Origin of the sequence: Paenibacillus agri (assembly GCF_013359945.1) — a bacterium.
Lineage (GTDB): Bacteria > Bacillota > Bacilli > Paenibacillales > Paenibacillaceae > Paenibacillus_AQ > Paenibacillus_AQ agri.
The window spans coordinates 21,127-38,734 of sequence record NZ_JABWCS010000190.1; the positions used below are offsets into that span (position 1 = coordinate 21,127).

The 17,608-nt window shown below is 39.7% G+C and carries 17 protein-coding genes; all 17 read right to left on the reverse strand.

Annotated features, from left to right (window positions below):
• Positions 1–11 precede the first annotated feature (11 nt).
• Positions 12–1,451 carry an O-antigen ligase family protein gene (locus tag HPT30_RS04535; protein WP_175370292.1) on the reverse strand — a complete coding sequence of 480 codons (1,440 nt, stop codon included), beginning with the start codon at positions 1,449–1,451 and terminating at the stop codon, positions 12–14.
• A gap of 18 nt (positions 1,452–1,469) precedes the next feature.
• Complete coding sequence (locus HPT30_RS04540) at positions 1,470–2,594, reverse strand: glycosyltransferase (RefSeq protein WP_175370293.1); 1,125 nt, start codon at positions 2,592–2,594, stop codon at positions 1,470–1,472.
• Positions 2,595–2,618: 24 nt separating this feature from the next.
• Positions 2,619–3,482 (reverse strand): glycosyltransferase family 2 protein, encoded by an 864-nt coding sequence (locus tag HPT30_RS04545; protein WP_175370294.1) that lies wholly within the window; start codon positions 3,480–3,482, stop codon positions 2,619–2,621.
• Between the two features lie 3 nt (positions 3,483–3,485).
• On the reverse strand, positions 3,486–4,130 hold the full coding sequence (locus tag HPT30_RS04550; RefSeq protein ID WP_217622250.1) for a CatB-related O-acetyltransferase: 645 nt from the start codon (positions 4,128–4,130) through the stop codon (positions 3,486–3,488).
• Between the two features lie 15 nt (positions 4,131–4,145).
• Complete coding sequence (locus tag HPT30_RS04555; RefSeq protein WP_246316931.1) at positions 4,146–5,279, reverse strand: glycosyltransferase family 1 protein; 1,134 nt, start codon at positions 5,277–5,279, stop codon at positions 4,146–4,148.
• A gap of 45 nt (positions 5,280–5,324) precedes the next feature.
• Positions 5,325–6,425 carry a glycosyltransferase family 4 protein gene (locus HPT30_RS04560; RefSeq protein WP_175370296.1) on the reverse strand — a complete coding sequence of 367 codons (1,101 nt, stop codon included), beginning with the start codon at positions 6,423–6,425 and terminating at the stop codon, positions 5,325–5,327.
• A 2-nt stretch (positions 6,426–6,427) separates the two neighbouring features.
• A complete protein-coding gene (locus HPT30_RS04565) occupies positions 6,428–7,306 on the reverse strand; it encodes an NAD-dependent epimerase/dehydratase family protein (RefSeq protein ID WP_175370297.1) in 879 nt (292 codons plus the stop codon).
• A 1-nt stretch (position 7,307) separates the two neighbouring features.
• Positions 7,308–7,940, reverse strand: coding sequence for a sugar transferase (locus tag HPT30_RS04570; RefSeq protein WP_175370298.1), 633 nt, complete (start codon positions 7,938–7,940; stop codon positions 7,308–7,310).
• Positions 7,941–8,033: 93 nt separating this feature from the next.
• Positions 8,034–9,089: a stalk domain-containing protein gene (locus HPT30_RS04575; RefSeq protein WP_175370299.1), complete on the reverse strand. Its 1,056-nt coding sequence runs from the start codon at positions 9,087–9,089 to the stop codon at positions 8,034–8,036.
• On the reverse strand, positions 9,082–9,750 hold the full coding sequence (locus tag HPT30_RS04580) for a hypothetical protein (RefSeq protein ID WP_175370300.1): 669 nt from the start codon (positions 9,748–9,750) through the stop codon (positions 9,082–9,084). Before HPT30_RS04580 ends, HPT30_RS04575 begins: the two co-directional genes overlap by 8 nt.
• Positions 9,751–9,782: 32 nt before the next feature.
• Positions 9,783–11,615, reverse strand: coding sequence for a polysaccharide biosynthesis protein (locus HPT30_RS04585; RefSeq protein WP_175370301.1), 1,833 nt, complete (start codon positions 11,613–11,615; stop codon positions 9,783–9,785).
• A gap of 41 nt (positions 11,616–11,656) precedes the next feature.
• A complete protein-coding gene (locus HPT30_RS04590; protein WP_175370302.1) occupies positions 11,657–12,346 on the reverse strand; it encodes a CpsD/CapB family tyrosine-protein kinase in 690 nt (229 codons plus the stop codon).
• Complete coding sequence (locus HPT30_RS04595; protein WP_175370303.1) at positions 12,327–13,109, reverse strand: YveK family protein; 783 nt, start codon at positions 13,107–13,109, stop codon at positions 12,327–12,329. The genes HPT30_RS04590 and HPT30_RS04595 overlap by 20 nt, the downstream gene beginning before the upstream one ends.
• Positions 13,110–13,196: 87 nt before the next feature.
• On the reverse strand, positions 13,197–15,248 hold the full coding sequence (locus HPT30_RS04600; RefSeq protein ID WP_175370304.1) for an S-layer homology domain-containing protein: 2,052 nt from the start codon (positions 15,246–15,248) through the stop codon (positions 13,197–13,199).
• Between the two features lie 104 nt (positions 15,249–15,352).
• Positions 15,353–16,135 carry a tyrosine-protein phosphatase gene (locus HPT30_RS04605; RefSeq protein ID WP_175370305.1) on the reverse strand — a complete coding sequence of 261 codons (783 nt, stop codon included), beginning with the start codon at positions 16,133–16,135 and terminating at the stop codon, positions 15,353–15,355.
• Between the two features lie 100 nt (positions 16,136–16,235).
• Entirely contained in the window at positions 16,236–16,823 is a 588-nt protein-coding gene (locus HPT30_RS04610; RefSeq protein WP_175370306.1) for a non-ribosomal peptide synthetase module, read from the reverse strand.
• A gap of 83 nt (positions 16,824–16,906) precedes the next feature.
• Positions 16,907–17,563 carry a ribosome biogenesis GTP-binding protein YihA/YsxC gene (gene yihA, locus HPT30_RS04615; RefSeq protein ID WP_175370307.1) on the reverse strand — a complete coding sequence of 219 codons (657 nt, stop codon included), beginning with the start codon at positions 17,561–17,563 and terminating at the stop codon, positions 16,907–16,909.
• Between the last annotated feature and the right edge of the window lie 45 nt (positions 17,564–17,608).

Genomic DNA, 17,608 nt, shown 5'->3' on the forward strand with positions numbered 1-17,608 from the left:
TATTTCAAAAACTATATTCTGTTTAGTCTTAAAGCAAACCCAATATAGATCCATAGAAAAGGTGATATATTAACATAATCAAAAGTGTTGCTTCCAAAGGATTGCATTAAGAAACCAAACAGTATTGCTGTTGTCAAAGCATAAAAACTACTTTTTTCATCGCTTGACTTAACAATTAATTGAAATAAAGAGTGAAACATCAATATTAAAAAACCACTAAACAAAACTAAACCAATAATACCAGTCTCCGCTATAATTTTTATATAATAACCATCAACAACATTTACACCTAGCTTTTGAGCCAACTCCGGATAATACGAGAGATTTATGCTAGCTATGCCTAATCCTAAGCCAAATATATTATTTGATACAGCTTTTAACACTTCCATCCAATTATCACTTCTACCATAAGAAGATTCATTTGAAAAATCAAAGATACTTTTTAATCTTGATAAAAGGTATTCATCTAATCCTCTATTTACAAATGGCATAACTAAAAAGATTAATATAATTGCAACTAAAGATAACATTGCAAATTCAACTTGTCTTTTGCTGAATTTATTTCTACTTAGAACCAATAAAAGAAAGATGCCTCCAATGGCAAAGGCCCATGCTCCTCTTGAAAAAGATAAGATAAGGCAAACGCTAAATAGAACTAGTAACCCCATCGCAACAATGTTTCGTATTTTATTAGTCAGTGCTTGATGAATTGTTAATAGCAACGAGATTGCCATATATGATCCAAAAACATTTGGCGATAAAAACGTGCTAACCATACGTGAATAATTTAGTACTTGCAAATAATTTGATTCATCTTGTTGTGAGAAAATTAAAAGTAGTTGTCCAAATATACCTGGTTTTATTAGATAAAAAAATATTCCAACAACAGAAACAATTAGGCCTATAAATATTGATGATTTAATAAATTTAGCAATAACCTTCTCATTGATATAGGTGCTATTACAAATAATGTACACTAATAATATAGGAATTATATTTAAATGCACACCTTTAATAGCTAATAACATATAACCATTCGCTAATGAGATAACAAAACCAACTATATAATTAACTAATAGCAAATTAATTCCAAACATTAAATTTTTATCAATTCTATTTCTTGTAGTCATAATTTTCTGATTACTTTGTTTTATCAAAAATATGAGGAAACAAACTATAACTACAAAATCTCTAATGTAATTTACATAAAAACTTAGTGTTTCTATACCTTTTAACTGTAGAAATGCTCTTAGTAGAGCATAAAACGGCAAATATATCGTTAAAAAAAATATAGCGAATGTAGCCGTATCTTTCGTATGATTGACTAACATATTTACAAATATAATGATCACTATAAATATAAGCATATTGATTTCTATATCAAAAAAAATCCCTATACAAGCTAATAAAATACAAAAAAAACAAAATAGTATATCCTTTATTTTCACCATTTAAGAGCAATTCTCCAATCAATTAATAAACTTGTTAATTTCATCAATTCTAGAACGCCAAGTATTTTTTTTAGCAAATTCTATTCTCTTTTCATAAAATTGAGAATTGTTTTCTTCAAGGGCTTCTTGGAGCTTTTTTGAGAAATCTTCTTGATTTTGAGCAAAGTAGACGTATTCTTGAAATTCCAAAATTTCATCGTACTGAGGAACTACTACTGGTTTCCCCATTGAAAGATACTCATATAACTTTATAGGATTAACATCTTTGATTAATTCATTTACTACAAATGGCATGATACACACATCAAAATGATATAGATATTTGGCAAGTTCGTTATAAATTTTAGGGCCAATGAATATTATATTTTCTATGTTTGATGCTTTAGCGACAATATTCACGTCACTTAAAGGTCCAATTATCACAAAATCACATTCTTTATGTTTTTGAGCCGTATAAACCAATGTATCAATATCAAACCAGTTGCTAATTCCACCGAAATATCCCACAATTTTTTTCCCTTTATTTAATTCAACGGGTTTTTCCTTCAAACTAGAAGAAGCAAAATAATTATAAAAATATGTAAAATCCGCAGCATTTTTAATAGTTTCAACTTGAGTTTTGACGGAAATCAAAGAGATTTTCTCCTTTAATCCGTAGCTGCTGGTTATTACAAGATCTGATTTATTGACCAACTTTTTTTCTTGTTGATTTATCCTAGTTTTTTTATCATTATCTCTATAAAATTGTGAGTAATTATCCATACAATCATATATTATTTTCCCTTGAAAGTTTTGTGGAATAAGATTGTAATGATCTGGATGTGTGAGCCACAATATATCTGGTTGATACTTTTTAATATTATTTTCTACAGCTAGTTTGTAAAAAAAATCATTTATAACTGATATAGCCCGGTATTTATTAAGTGGTAGATACTTTATTCTTTCTATATGTAAAGTATCACTGATGTCAAAATAATTATGAATTTCTTCATTTTGATCATGCTTTTTTATATGTTTAGTTCTCCAAGATGCTCGGCATAAATATCTCACTTCATTTTTTTCACTTAAAAGTTCTGCTATGTGTTGAGGCCTCTGTTTTGTAAAATACCAATCAAGCAACGATATATATAGTATCTTTTTCATATAAATAATTCTCCATAGTTATTTTTATTTTAATAATATCTGCCTAAAGCGTTTGAATAAAAAAAGACCTATTAAATGAATTAAATGCATAAGATAAATTACCCCTGGCCATATAACTAATTTATTTTTACGCATTACATAGTAGTAATTTTTTTTACTTTTAAGCATTTTCTTGAAACTAACTTTGCTATTAATTGAAGATTGACCATGAAGATGATAAATTTGTTCTTTATCATAAACAAAATTTCTACAACCTAACGAAAAAAACCTAGCGCAAATATCGAGATCTTCAGCATACATAAAAATACTAGAATCGAACCCATTTACTTCTTTGAATAATTCTTTTTTGCAGATGAAAAAGCATCCGGAAACCCAATCCCTCTCAATTAAACCTTTGTTTTTATATTTCCGATATCTAATTTTTTTCATAAATTTATAATTCCAAAATAATGCATTCAGCTTAAAATCATTCCAAAGTGAAGGGAAATTAAAACCTAGAGTTTGTATTGAGCCATTTGGATAAAGAATTTTACAACTAAGCGCTCCTATATTTTTTTGCTCTTCGAAGCAGGTAATAAGATTTTTAAAATTAAAACTTTCAACATATGTATCACTATTTGCAAAAGCAATATAATTTCCTTTTGCTACTTTAACACCTATATTATTAGCTAAGCCAAATCCCAAATTTTTCTCATTCAAAATTATTCTTATATTCTCTCTTTGGGAATATTTCTCTTGTAGATAAATGCTACTTCCATCGGTAGAAGCATTATCAACAATAATAATTTCAACATCATTATCATCAACTCGATTGTATAGAAAGGAATCTACGCAACGAGATGTTATTTCTTTTGTATTATAATTCACAATAACAATTGAAATACTCATATATCACCTTTTTGCTTTCTCAACATAATAATTTTCTAATTCAGTATGAAATATAGAGCTAGATTTTTCATCAATTTTGTTATAAAATAATTCCTTATTATCATTAAAAAAATCAAAATCAACTTTCTTAAAATCAATTGTTTTCAAGATATTAATTGTATTTTCATCAAATCGATATTTTATTATTCTTGCAGGGTTTCCACCAACTACAGAATATGCAGGAACATCAGAGGTTACAATGCTCCCCGCTGCTATAACAGCCCCCTGTCCAATTCTTACTCCAGACAGAACAAGTGAATTCATTCCGATCCAAACGTCATCTTCCACTATTATTTGACCCTTTGTGTATGATTCATTGTTCTCTCCTAATAATTTAACTTTATACGGGAAAGTTGATATGTTATCCATCCTGTGATTACCACCCAAAATAAACTTAACGTCAGAGGAAATAGAAACAAAATCACCAATAATCAGTCTCTCATTCTCAGCTCCATAATCATATATATTTAAAGCTCCATAAGTAAATCTACCCACATCGACTATTCGTTCATCAAAATACCTTTTAGGTATTGTTGAATTGTGTTTATTCTTGCTTCTCCACTTCCTTCTAAACAAATACAATTTTAGGTACCTTATTATAATATTCATATTCATCTCCTTAGATTAACTTGAGATAATTTTGTAATAGAAGTCCTCTAACCATTTGGTGTTAAATTTAACATTATAACCACTAGACTCAATTTCCTTTGTCATATCTTTACGGTGTGATTTATCTTTGGTCCTTAAGATAAATTCAGCCCATTCATCGGGCTTTTTATTTAGAGATAATGCTTGTATTAGTTTGGTAATATGTGCTTCTAATGGTATATTATCAGAAATTATACATGGCAAACCGGAAGCTTGTGCCTCAATAACCGATATCCCCAACCCTTCAAATTTTGAAGGAAACACGAATGTGTCCATACATTGAAGCAATTCAGAAACATCTGATCTGCTACCCAAAAACATAACAGAATGACTTATTTTCTTTTTATGCACTATACTTTTTATTTCATCTAATAATTCACCGTCTCCAATTAAGAGCAATAGTGAATTGTTATCAGTATTGTAAATACTCTCAAAAATCTCAACTAAATACTCATGGTTTTTTGCAGAACAAAATCTACCAACATGCCCTATTACGAATTTCCCATCGATCCCAAGCTCTTTTCTCAATATTTCTCTTTTCATTATATTAAATATATATTTATCGCTCTCAATTGCATTCTTCACAATGAAAGAATTACTTTTTCTAAATTGTTTTTTTCCGAACAACCATTCTCCAGCCTTCTGAGAACAGGCAAATAGATAATCTGAGTTATAACGAATTGAATATTGCATTATATCTTTAACTATTGCTGAAACCCCAAACCCGTTTGAAGTACTATGGCTATGAGCTATAGTTTTCACCCCGAAACTTTTCGCTAATTCTAAGTATATAGACGCAGTACTTCTCATATGACCATGAATAATCTTATACTCAGGATGTTGTGCAAAAAAGTTTTTCCACGCACTTTTATATGTGAAGTAATTTTTACCTGTAAACCTTGGTATAGAGTAGATCTTTCCTCCAAGAGATAATATTTCTTCTGTATAATCACACTTTTCACTAGAATGAATAACAAAATCAAATTGAATTTTTTCCCTATCTATATTACGGTATAAATTCATTATCATCGTCTCAGCCCCCCCTCTGTTCAAGGTACCTAAGACATGAAGGATACGCTTTGCTTGTGATGCGTCAAATAAAGTATCCAATATTATATCCCCATTCTAATTAAGTTAAATAGAGACCAAATAAAACTATTTTAAATTCGATATATTGCTAATCTCATTCAAATAAGTTGTCACCACAATTTGTCTATCGAATTTCCCTTCCACTTTAGCCCTACCGTTTAAACCCATTTTTTTCTTTGTTTTATAATCTAAACTTATAAACTTCTCAATTTTCTCAATTAAATCTTTACTATTCTGTTCTAAGACTACGAATCCATTTTCTCCATCATCTACAACTTCACGACAACCAGCTCTATTGGTAGTTATAATCGCTCTAGCGCAAGCAGCACTTTCTAGTAAAACATTCGATAAACCTTCTGGATAATACGTTGGATGAACAGTACAATGAATACCAGCTAATATAGTACGAATATCTCGTACCATTCCATGATACTTAATAATCCCCTTTTCTTGCATGATTTTTAATTTTTCTTCGTATGCTTCTTCGCAAAATCCACAAATATGAAATCTTGTAAATGCATATTTATTACTTATATATTCAGCAGCTTCTAAGTACTGATCTATTCCTTTTTCTTTCATTATTCTTGAAATAAACACAAACTCAATTGTTTTATCTGATGGATACTCTAATGGCTGAAAATGATTTAAATTGACACCTGACCCTGGGATTAAATGATGTTTACCCAAAGCAATTCTATTTTCAGAGAAAAACCTCATATTTTCTTCATTCTGAAAAAAAACAGTGTTTATTTTCTTAAATGCCATTCTATATAACAAAATAGAAATTTTTTGCATAACACCTGCATGTTCTACAGCAGTTCCCAAACCAGTAATGTTCGCTATAAAAGGTATTTTAGCTAAACTAGAAGCCATTCCTCCATAAATATTCGGTTTAATAGTATAAGAAAGCACAACATCTGGCTGGATTCTTTTAATAATACTTCTATAATAAGAAATTAACTTTATCTCTTCAATTATGTTGGTTCCGTGACGTTGGATAGTAGCCTCAATGTATTTACATCCCATGAAAATCAAATCATCTATACGTTCGCCATAAGGTGAGGATATATAAACTTCATACCCCTCATCTAAAAGACGTTCAACAAGTTCTCGTCTAAAATTATAAATAACCACATCATGATTAACCAATATAAGAACTTTTTTCATGTTTATAATTTCTCCGCTTCTGTTTCTTCAATCGATTCTTTCAAATCTCTAACTCTGTAATTATCTTTATAATTAGACATACTTTGCTCATACACCAAATTACCGAAGGCCTTATTTATTGTGCCTACATAATCTCCTATAAATCTAAGTAATGGATTAAAGGCTTTTGTAAATCTTATATTTTTCTCATAAACTACTGAGATCAGCCTAACCATTTCGGCTGTTTTTACATATTCAGTATTTTGAGGAAAAAATAAACCATGCTCATTATTACTAATTATGAGCCGAATAAACTCACAAAGATTATCTATATGAAGCATACTTCTTTCATTTTCAATGTCAGGAAATACTGGGAGTTTACGCGCAAAGCTTGCCAATCTCGGATAATTCCCTTTAGAGCCCTTACCATATATCATCGGCGGTCTTATTATGACCACCTTAAAATCGTCACTCTCTAACAAAGTGATCCCTTCTTCAGCTTGCAGCTTGCTGTTTCCATAGAAATTTGAAGGTTGGGGTATTGTGCTTCTATCAATAACCCTTTTCTTATTGATATGGCTGCTATCCCCGTAGACGATAATACTGCTCGTAAAAATAAACTGCTTAACGTCTTCCTTTTTTGCCTTTTCAGCAACCTCAATTGCCAAATCACGATTAACTTTATAGTACTGTTGTTCCATCTTAGGATCAGTTGAAACATGTGCTATTCCCGCAACATGAAGAACTGCATCATATTTTGAAAAATCATGTCCCTTCCAATCCTCACCTCTTACGGATAACTCCGTAACCTCATATTGATCAGGCCATTGTTGTAACCATGTAATAAAACTTGTACCTACATAGCTTCCTCTACCTGTAATTAATATCTTTCGTTTGCTCATTTTATAAGGTTACTCCTTTGGTATTAGAAGCCACTTCTTGCTCGACAGTTGCCCCTTCCTTCACACCATCAGATTTCAATACACTAAAAATCGTCATAATAAAAACTTTGATATCAAAAAACAAAGATATATTCGCTACATAATGACCATCCAGCTTCGCTTTTAGTTCAGTAGCAATCTCATCCCGCCCATTAATCTGCGCCCAGCCTGTCAATCCAGGCTTAATTTCATTTGCTCTATACTTATCACGTTCAGCGATCAAATCATATTGATTCCAAAGTGCCGGCCTTGGCCCAATAATGCTCATATCGCCTTTAAGAATATTGATGATTTGAGGCAACTCATCCAGGCTAGTTTTCCGCAGGAACTTCCCAATCTTAGTTATGTAATACTCAGGATCTTTCAGCAAATGCGTGGGCATATCCTTGGGAGCATCTGTCCGCATTGTTCGGAACTTTAGGATATAGAACTCACGTTTATTCTTCCCTAACCGCTTTTGCTTGAAGAATACAGGACCCTTAGAACTTAATTTGATTGCCAGGGCAATGATCAAGAAAAAAGGCCATAACAGGAGCATCCCGATTAAAGCCAGTACAAAATCAATTATTGGTTTTATAAAAGTATAGGGTCGCATTCCTTCACCTGATCCTTATTTCTTTGTCTTTATTCTGTCCCCTACCAACTTCTAAAGAGCTGCAGGGGACAGCCTTTATTCCATCTGTTTAGATTAACCCGCCAATCCTTCCGCCAATGCCATTCCTCGTTTTAAAGTCTCTTCAAAAGCGCTTCTATAGTCGCTGATAATAGCCGTGCTATAGCCGTTCGCGTTCAGTTTTTGTTCAGCATCTGCAATTATGCTATTGAAGGTTGCTCGGAAAGAATTAAGTTGCTGCAAGCCCTTTGCCTTGATGTCCTTTTTCTTCTCGGCATCATCTTTAGCTGCGATGTACTCCATAGCCGTACTGAATAATGCAGATTCACTCTCAGCTTTGAGCGCATTCAGTTTTGCTTCCGTTGCGCTAGTAATAGATTCATAGGAAACTTTATCGCTTCCTGTTCCTCCGCCACCTGTACCGCCGCTACCGCCTGCATTACCTGCTGCTGCGCCTGTTGGAGCTGGTGTTGCAGATGGTGCAGTAGTCGCTGTAGGGGATTTGGTGCTAGCAGGCTGATTGGAGCCTGGGTTGTTCTTGCCCTCTTGTTCGTTGACGGCTGAAGATACCGCGGTAATTGTCTTTGTTTTCTGATCCCAGCTAATAGATTTACCGACAGATTCCGATAAAAAACGTAGTGGTACATATACGGAGCCATTCAGGATATAGCTGGATTGGCCCGCAGGTAATTTCTTGGCTGAACCGCCAAATACATAACTTGCATCGATGCTATTTAATGTAATATTTTTTGCAGCTGCGGAACTGGCTTGATTGCCAGATGCATTCATCAAGAATTCCTTGATCACAACCAACTCTGAACTGCTAGGCTCAGCTACGGTCACCTTCAAGTTCTTAGCATCCCAGCTCACCGATTTTTGCAGTGCATAGGACATGAAGCGAAGTGGTACATAGGTAGAATTGTTGTACATAAATACATGTTGTCCTGCTGGCGGCTGCAGGGATACGCCGTCAAACATCATTTTCACATCAACAGTCTGTACTTTAATGGAACTAGTCTTGGTTGTTGTGGATGCCGCAGCTACCGAAGCCGGAGCGGATACAGATAATGGCGCGACATTGATTAATACTGCCAGGCTCAACATAACGGCTGAAACTTTTAATTTACTCACTCTTGGTCACGTCCTTCTCTTCTTCGATGACTTGATCACGGGTTTTACCTTGGCTAACCCCGTATTTCTTGGCGATTTTCGACAGCTCATTGTATTGTTCTTCGCTTACCTTGCCAAGAATAATGCTGCGCGCTTCCTTCTTCTTTTCGACGGTTAAGCCGCCTTGTGCAAGCTCTTGCAGCCTTTTAATATCTGAGGCACTGAGCTGACCGAGAACAATAGATACGACATCTGCTTTATCTTTCACAGTGATACTCTGTTGAATTTCCTTAGCCTTGTCTTTGGAGACTTCTGCGGTATATCCATCTTTAGATGTTCCAGTAGTAGCTTTGTCTCCAGCTGAACCTGTCCCTGAAGCACCTTCAGCAGGCTTCTTCGTTGGCGCAGTTCCATTTCCTCCCTCGGAAGGGCTTGCATTAGAAGAGTCTGTTTCCTGTGCTGGAACGCTAGTGTTAGTAGAGTCAGGCACATCTGGTGATTTATCGTTACCTGATCCATCAGCTACAACCGGGTCTTCTGCATCCAGATCAAATCCATCTGCCATGGAATTCATAAGCTTGTCAACGGCATAATTAGCTGCGAATGCGCCACCAACACCTAGTACAATGATTATGGAGAGAGTCCAGAATACAATTTTCTTCCACTTCTTTTTCTTTACCATTATGGGGTTCCCCCTGCTATAAGTTAGATTAGTCAACTAATCGCGGCTTGTGCGACCGGCTGCATGGGGACAATCTGGTTAATGACTTCCCGAATGGCTTCTGGCTCCTCGGGCAGTACACGCTCCAGCCGCTTGAATTCAAGCTCAAGCTGGTTCTGGTTCATAATCTCCGGTTTCCCTATGAAAATCCGGTTATGCTGGGTCGCACCCAAGTTCTCTTCATCAGTCAGGAGTTCTTCGTACAGCTTTTCGCCTTCACGAATCCCTGAGAACTTAATCTCAATATCTACATACGGCTCGTACCCGGATAGCGTAATTAAATCTTCAGCCAAATTAAGAATCTTAACCGGTTCTCCCATATCCAAGACAAACACTTCTCCACCTTTGGCAAAAGCCCCGGATTGGATGACGAGCTGTACAGCCTCCGGAATGGTCATGAAATAACGTACCATCTCGGGATGCGTTACCGTTACCGGTCCACCTGCTGCAATCTGCTGCTTGAATGCCGGAATTACGCTGCCTCGGCTACCTAATACGTTACCAAAACGCACTGCCGAGAACTTGGTCTGGCTCGTCGCGCTCAGGCTCTGCACATACATCTCGGCAATCCGCTTGGTCGCTCCCATTACACTGGTTGGGTTCACGGCTTTGTCTGAAGAGATCATCACGAATCGCTGAGCGCCATATCTGTCGGCACAATCTGCTACATTGCGTGTGCCGAACACGTTATTCTTGATCGCTTCAGAAGGATTCCGCTCCATCAAGGGAACGTGTTTATGTGCTGCTGCATGAAAGACCACTTGCGGTCTATGACTGCGGAAGACATCCATCATCCGGGTCCGGTCCTGTACATCCGCAATGATTGTAATGATCTGAGCATCTGGGAAGCTCTTGCGAAGCTCCATCTCAATGGTATAGATACTGTTCTCTCCGTGCCCTAGCAATAGCAGCTTGTCCGGTGAGAAAGGCAGGATCTGCCGGCAAAGCTCCGAACCAATCGACCCGCCTGCTCCGGTAACTAATACGGTTCTGCCATAGACATACCCCAGAATACCGTTCATATCTGCGACAATCGGCTCCCGCCCCAGCAAATCCTCTACACTGACATCACGCAGCTTCTTGACCGATATTTTGCCGGCGATGAGATCGTTGAGTGCAGGGATAATCTTCAGCTTCGCGCCCGTCTTCTTGGCAATATTAATGATTTCGGAAATCTCCGTGCGAGAGACGGAAGGCATAGCAATGATAATCTCATGAATATTGCGATCCTTCACAATGCTAGGAATAGAATAACGATTGCCCAGGACAGGAATCCCCAATATCGACATATGATATTTATTCATACTGTCGTCAATGAATCCTACTACTTTGCTGTGAGCAAACATTGGGCCCATCATTTCCCGGGCTATAAGTGTACCGCAGTCTCCTGCTCCTACAATGAGGGTATGTGTCTGTGTATCCTTATAGTTGATTCGTTCTCTATGAAACATCCTCCATAAGAAACGCACACCGCCTACCAGAACCAAAATGGTCTCCACCGAACGAACTTCTACGCCAAATGGCACACGTTCCGGTAAAATGATGAAGGCTATGCCGTAAGAGAGCAGCGCTCCTACCAGAATAGCCTTGATGACTGATATGATTTCTCCGATGCTGGCATACTGCCACATTCGCCGATATAAGCCAAAGTAAATCAGGCTCCCGCCGAAGGTTACGGTAGAGATCAGCCCGTATTGATACATTTGAATGTAATATTCCCTAGGCATATCATCATAAAAACGGAACAGATAGGATGTCACAATACTGAACCAGATGATGGCAAGGTCTACGAGGAATAATACAACTATTCTAGTTTTCGCTGTCATTTTCAGTGCCTCCAAAAATAACATTTTCCCTACGACTCTGGTTAATTTCCGTAATAGTAATAGTAATAACCCTCGCTGGCCTTGCGTTTGACGTTATTCAACACGACGCCCAGCATTTTCGCCCCTACCCGATCCAGGCCGGACTTGGCTTTCATCGCAATATCTCGTTTAACCTTGCCGTAGCTAACTACCATGATTACGCCATCGCTCTTCGAAGCCACAATCTGCGCATCGGTCACTGCCAGTAGTGGAGGCGTATCGATAATCACAATATCAAATACTTCACGCATTTCCTGAAGCACGGTGGTCATGCGGTTGGAGGCCATCATCTCAGCCGGGTTCGGCGGAAGTGGTCCTGATGTGATTAGGGATAGGTTAGGTACACCTGACTCCTGCACTACCTCCTCCAGATCAGCTTGCTTGGACAGTAGAGATGATAGTCCATAGCGATTGCTGAGCTTAAATGTCTTATGGGCGGTAGGCTTGCGCAAATCGCCATCAATTAACAGCACTTTCTTGTCAGACTGCGCATATGCGGCAGCCAGGTTGGCGGAAACAGTGGACTTACCTTCTTCCGGACCAGAGGAGGTAATCATAATGATCTGGATCTTCTCATCCACCGAAGAAAAATCAATATTCGTACGCAGCGCGCGGAATGCTTCCGAAATAGGCGAGCGCGGGTTGGTAACGGTAATGAGGTGACGTTGTTGATTATTTGGTGACTGTGACATGTTCAAGGTCCCCTGCCTTTCCAGAAGTTTGGACTTGAGCCTGTCTTGAAGTGGGCTTGGCACCATTCTCTTGTCCCACTCTTGTAATCATTGCAATTGTAGGCAGACCCAGATATTTCTCAATATCCGCTTCCGTCTTGATGGTATCGTCCATGTATTCGAGTAGGAAGGCGATGCCTAATCCAATCATCAACGACACTACAAAAGCGATGGCGATATTCAACAACACATTGGGTTCGACCGGTCCAGGTTCAACTGGAGGATTCACTTTAGCTTCATTCAAGATCGATACGTTCTGAACATTGAATAGCGATGGAATTTCCTGCTTGAACACAAGCGAAATGGCGTTCACGATTTCTGCGGCTTGTGTGTAGGAATTATCTCGAACGACAAGTGTCATCACCTGCGTATTGTTGACGGAGCTGACATTAACCTTTTTTAGAAGCTCTTCGGTAGTAATGTTGAACTGCGGATAATTCTTGATAACGGTATCCAGAATAGCCGGTGTTTTGATAATTTCTTTATACGTATTAATCAGTTGAATATTGGTATTGATCTGATTAAGATCAAGCTGCGTCATCGCCGACTGGGTCGGAGTCTGGTTGACGATAATTTTGGTGGATGCTTCATACACCGGTTTCTTGATATACAAGCTGTACACCCCGGCAAGAGCACACACGATTACAACAATACTGACGATCATCCACAGTCTCTTCCTGACGATCCGGAAATAATCGCGAAGATCCAATTCTTGTGATGACAAGTGAAATTACCTCCAAGTTGTTTCTAGAATATCCCAGAGAAGGACCTCCTCTCATCTGCATGAAAGGAGGTTCTCCAATTTACTATATTATTTGAAGTTAATAGTGCGGTAGATAATTACAGCTGCTTCAGCACGAGTAGCTGAATTGTTAGGGTTGAATTTACCAGCATTGCCGATGACCAGATCATGGCTTGCTGCAAAAGCAACGCCTTCCTTCAGAGTAGAACTGATCTTGGCAGCATCACTGAATGCGCTCAGAGCCGACAGCGAAGCTGTGTCCTTGATGTCCTTCACAGATTTCAGCGCACGGGAGATCATGGTTGCCATCTCAGCACGGGTAATCGTTGCATTCGGATCGAACTTGTTATCGCCACGACCATTGATAATGCCCTTCTCAGCAGCAACTGCTACATAAGGTGCGAACCAGTCGTTAGCTCTTACATCGCTGAAAGATTGGGTAGCAGAGCTGTTCTCCAGATTCAAGCCACGGATAAGCATCTTCGCGAATTCAGCGCGAGTCACGTTGCTCTTCGGAGCAAATTTTCCGTCGCCTACGCCTTCAATCGCGCCCTTGGCAGCTACAACTTGAATTTGTCTTCCAGCCCATGCCTGAACACTTGCAATATCGCTGAAGGAGACTTTGTTCTCAAGTACTGCATAAGAAGAGAACGTATCACGCGGTTCTACAATGTAATCTCCGTCAAGTACCCCACCTTGGAATTGGAGACTGTTATATACCAGCTTGGTTACGGAAAGAAGCTCTTTGTCCAGACCTTCAGTATTTTTCAATGGCAGCTTCAGTGTAATCGGTTGTTTGAAAGTAGTTACGGCTTTACCGTCTACAGTCAATCCGAATTCATATACGCTGGAAGCCAGTTTCAGTTTGGTTACGGAAGTTACGACTGCATCGTCAGCATTGGAAACTGTCAGCGCAATTGCAGCATCGAATTGTCCTACAGGAATCGTCACAGTCAGACCGTTGAACGTTACTGCAATGTTAGCGATACCTTTAGCTTTTGCTGCATCGATGATCGCTTTGGACAGCGGCACTTCTACAGTCTTAGCATTCACAGTACCCAGATCCAGGGTCAGTGTCAGATCTTTAGCTTCTTTACCTGCGGCCTTAGCTGCTGCAACAAGTGCGTCAAAGGCTTTCAGTACATCAGCGTCAACCAGCTTCAGCGTAGCTTTACCGTCAACAATGGATACCAGCTTGGACACATCGTAGACACCGCCGTCTTTAACAACAACTGTAACAGCAGGTGTGCCAGGGGAGCTGTCTCCACCACCAGGGTTAGTTCCAGGAGTTCCTGGAGTTCCAGGATCAACAGGTCCACCATTACCTAGTCCAAATGCGCGAATATATGCCAATACTAGTGATTGTACTGCAGGTTTAGCAGATTTAATCTCTGTATTGAAAGTCTTCAAAGTTGCTTTAACATCAGCAGAAGTAATATTAAGGTTGTAAACAACTTGACTTACTGTTGCTGCACCGGTAGAGCCAGTTCTAGTGTTCAGGACTTTAGCAATAGCTTCGTTAAAGAGTTCTTCCTGTCCAGCAGGATTCGTTGCAATCGCAATCAATTCCTCTTTGGTTTTGCTGCTTACGAGGCTACGAAGTGTCGCTTCCACACCGTTCTCACCAAAGATGAAATCTACTACATCGTCAAAAGTTAAATCGGCAACATCTGCTTTAGCTGCAATTTCTTTCAGCAACTTGATGTTATCGGCATTCGTGCGAATCTCTTTAAGTTTGCTATAATCGCCATCATATACATCGTAGACAACGCTGGATACACCAACAAATGCTGTATACAAAGTGTCTTTGTTGTCTGCGCTCAGGCCCAGTTTCTCATTGTTAAGGAATGCAGAGAAGATATTTTCAAATTGAGTTGTAGTAATTTTGCTTGCTTCGTCTTGGTAAGCGAGCAAGTTTTTTCTTCCTGCCTCATCAAGCTCGGCATAAAGTTTCTTGATCTTATCCTTCACAGTATCCTGGGTAACTGCTGAAGCCGCCGCTACTCCTGTAAATCCAAACTGCTTAGCCAGCCCCTCGCTGCTAAACGGAATTCCTGCAAAAGACGCTGCAGCCAAGCTGACTGCCAAAGTCGATACTGCCAGTTTCTTTTTCAAAGTCACTGTTCATCCACCTCTTCTTATGTATTTTTTTAATTGGTACAACTGGAAAAATCATGGTGTCTGCAACCCAATAAAAACCATTCTACCATCATTCCAGCAATTGGTCAGCCCTTTCGGGAAAAAAAAGCGAACAATTTCTGACGCTTTGTTCGTATTTTTACAAAATGCTGTTGAAATACCTGCTCATTCATGACAATTTTCTGCGTATTTTCACGGAAATAGTCACAGACCTCCACACCCATTTCTGCCTCCAGTTTCCTGTATGCCTCACTGAGGCCGAATGGTCGGTGCACGCTGTCATGGGCATCGGAGGCGATCATATGCACAGCCCCCATACGGCATAGCTCTAGCGACAGCTTTTGCAGCTTGCTCCCAAAGGTACCCGCGAGACTCTGCGCAGTCAATTGGCCCAGCACACCTATTTCAGTCAGTTTTTGCAGTTTGGCTGGCTCTGCCGCAACCTCGGCATTGCGCTCCGGATGTGCAATAATCGGAACGATTCCCTGAATGATCAGTTCATGGCAGACTTCCTCCATGTTGCGGGGGATACGTGAGGATGGCATCTCCAACAAAAGATAACGGGAACCTGCCAAAGTTAATAGCTCTCCCTGCTCCAGATCAGCCAGAAGATCACCATAGACACGGACTTCCTGGCCCGGAAGAACGTTAAGCGGGTTCCCGGCCCGCCGCAGTCTCTCATTCAGCTCCTCCACAGCTAGCATTGTATGGCTTGCAGGGTTCATATATTGTCCGTTGGCATGATGTGGTGTGGCGACTACACTGGTGATTCCATCCGCCAGGGCATCACTCGCCATCGCTAGCGCAGCATCCCAGTCACTAGCTCCGTCATCCAGGAAGGGTAAGATGTGGCAATGTATATCTATCATAAGTTCTCTATCGGTCCTTTCTTCCTATATCTTTAGTTTTTCGACAAAAAAATACAACCATTTCGCTTGGAAATGATTGTACCTTTCAGTAACACTTTCATTAGGCTTCCAATTGGAAAAACCTTGCGGCAGCAGCGCTCAATTCACCATCAATCTCTGCAATCCGGGACAACGATCCCGCGTCATTGCGTGCATCCAGCAGCCTATCCACTTGCCGCCTGAGGCTAGCAATCTCCTCTTCTACGAGGTTGGAATGATACATTTTCAGCATTTCCGCAGCCGTATGCTTGTGCTGGTAGATCAGCTTGCTGCCACTAGACGTAATTTCCGAAATTTGGCGGACAGAGCCAGCCACATAGTAATACATCATCGTGAAGCCCTTGTATATTCGGTTCACCGTTCCTGTTCCCTTGTAGGTCACGAACAGCTTGCGGACCGCATTATTCAAATGGGGGTTGACCACCCTGCAGGATAACTTGCAGACATAAATGCTACCTTTGCGTTCAAAGGACAAATGAACTTCCTCTCCACCAGCTTCCTCCAGCACAATCTCCTGTTCTCCGCCGCCGAGCACTTTCACACGGTGACTGATATAACTGGTATCTGCCGAGAGTAGGAACTGATTCATCTGAAATTCCGTCATTTGCAAAGTCGCATTCACATATTCCGTAGCCAGACGCTGAGCCATCTTGATCCCTCAATTCTTGGTAACACTGTTTAGCAAGATTATACAATGAACACGAGCTTCATTCCACATCTACTCTGCACGCTCTACGCTTCGGAAGCTTCACCAGCATCCGGCTCTTGACCGGCAGCTTCATCCTCTACCACTTCTTGCTCAGTAGACTGGATATACTCGGCGACCAATGCCCACAGCTCCTCACGGCCCAGTCCGATTTCCGATGAAAATGGAATGAACAGATCACCAGGCAGTACGCCCAGTTCCTGCTTCATGATCTTGACATGCTTCGGCCAGCGGGTCTTCGGAATTTTGTCCGCCTTGGTAGCTACCACACAAAGTGGAATGTCATAGTGCTTCAGCCAGTCGAACATCATCTTGTCATTGCTCGTAGGCGGGTGACGAAGATCCACGACGAGCAGAACAAGCTTCAGCGTGTCCCGTTCGGCCAAATATTTTTCCACCATTTTACCCCAGGTCGCACGCTGGGTCTTGGACACCTTGGCATACCCGTATCCTGGAAAGTCCACAAAATACATGTTCTCATTAACAAGGTAATAGTTCATATGCTGCGTCTTACCCGGGGTAGAGCTGGTCCGGGCCAGATTCTTGCGGTTAATCATACGATTGATCAAAGAGGACTTTCCTACATTGGAGCGCCCTGCCAGAGCAATCTCCGGCAAGGCGTCATCAGGGTATTGATCAGGGCCGACGGCACTGATAATAAATTCGGCATTGTTAACTTTCATAGGACTTCCTTTCTAATGCACACTACTTCGTGGCTCACTGCTGAT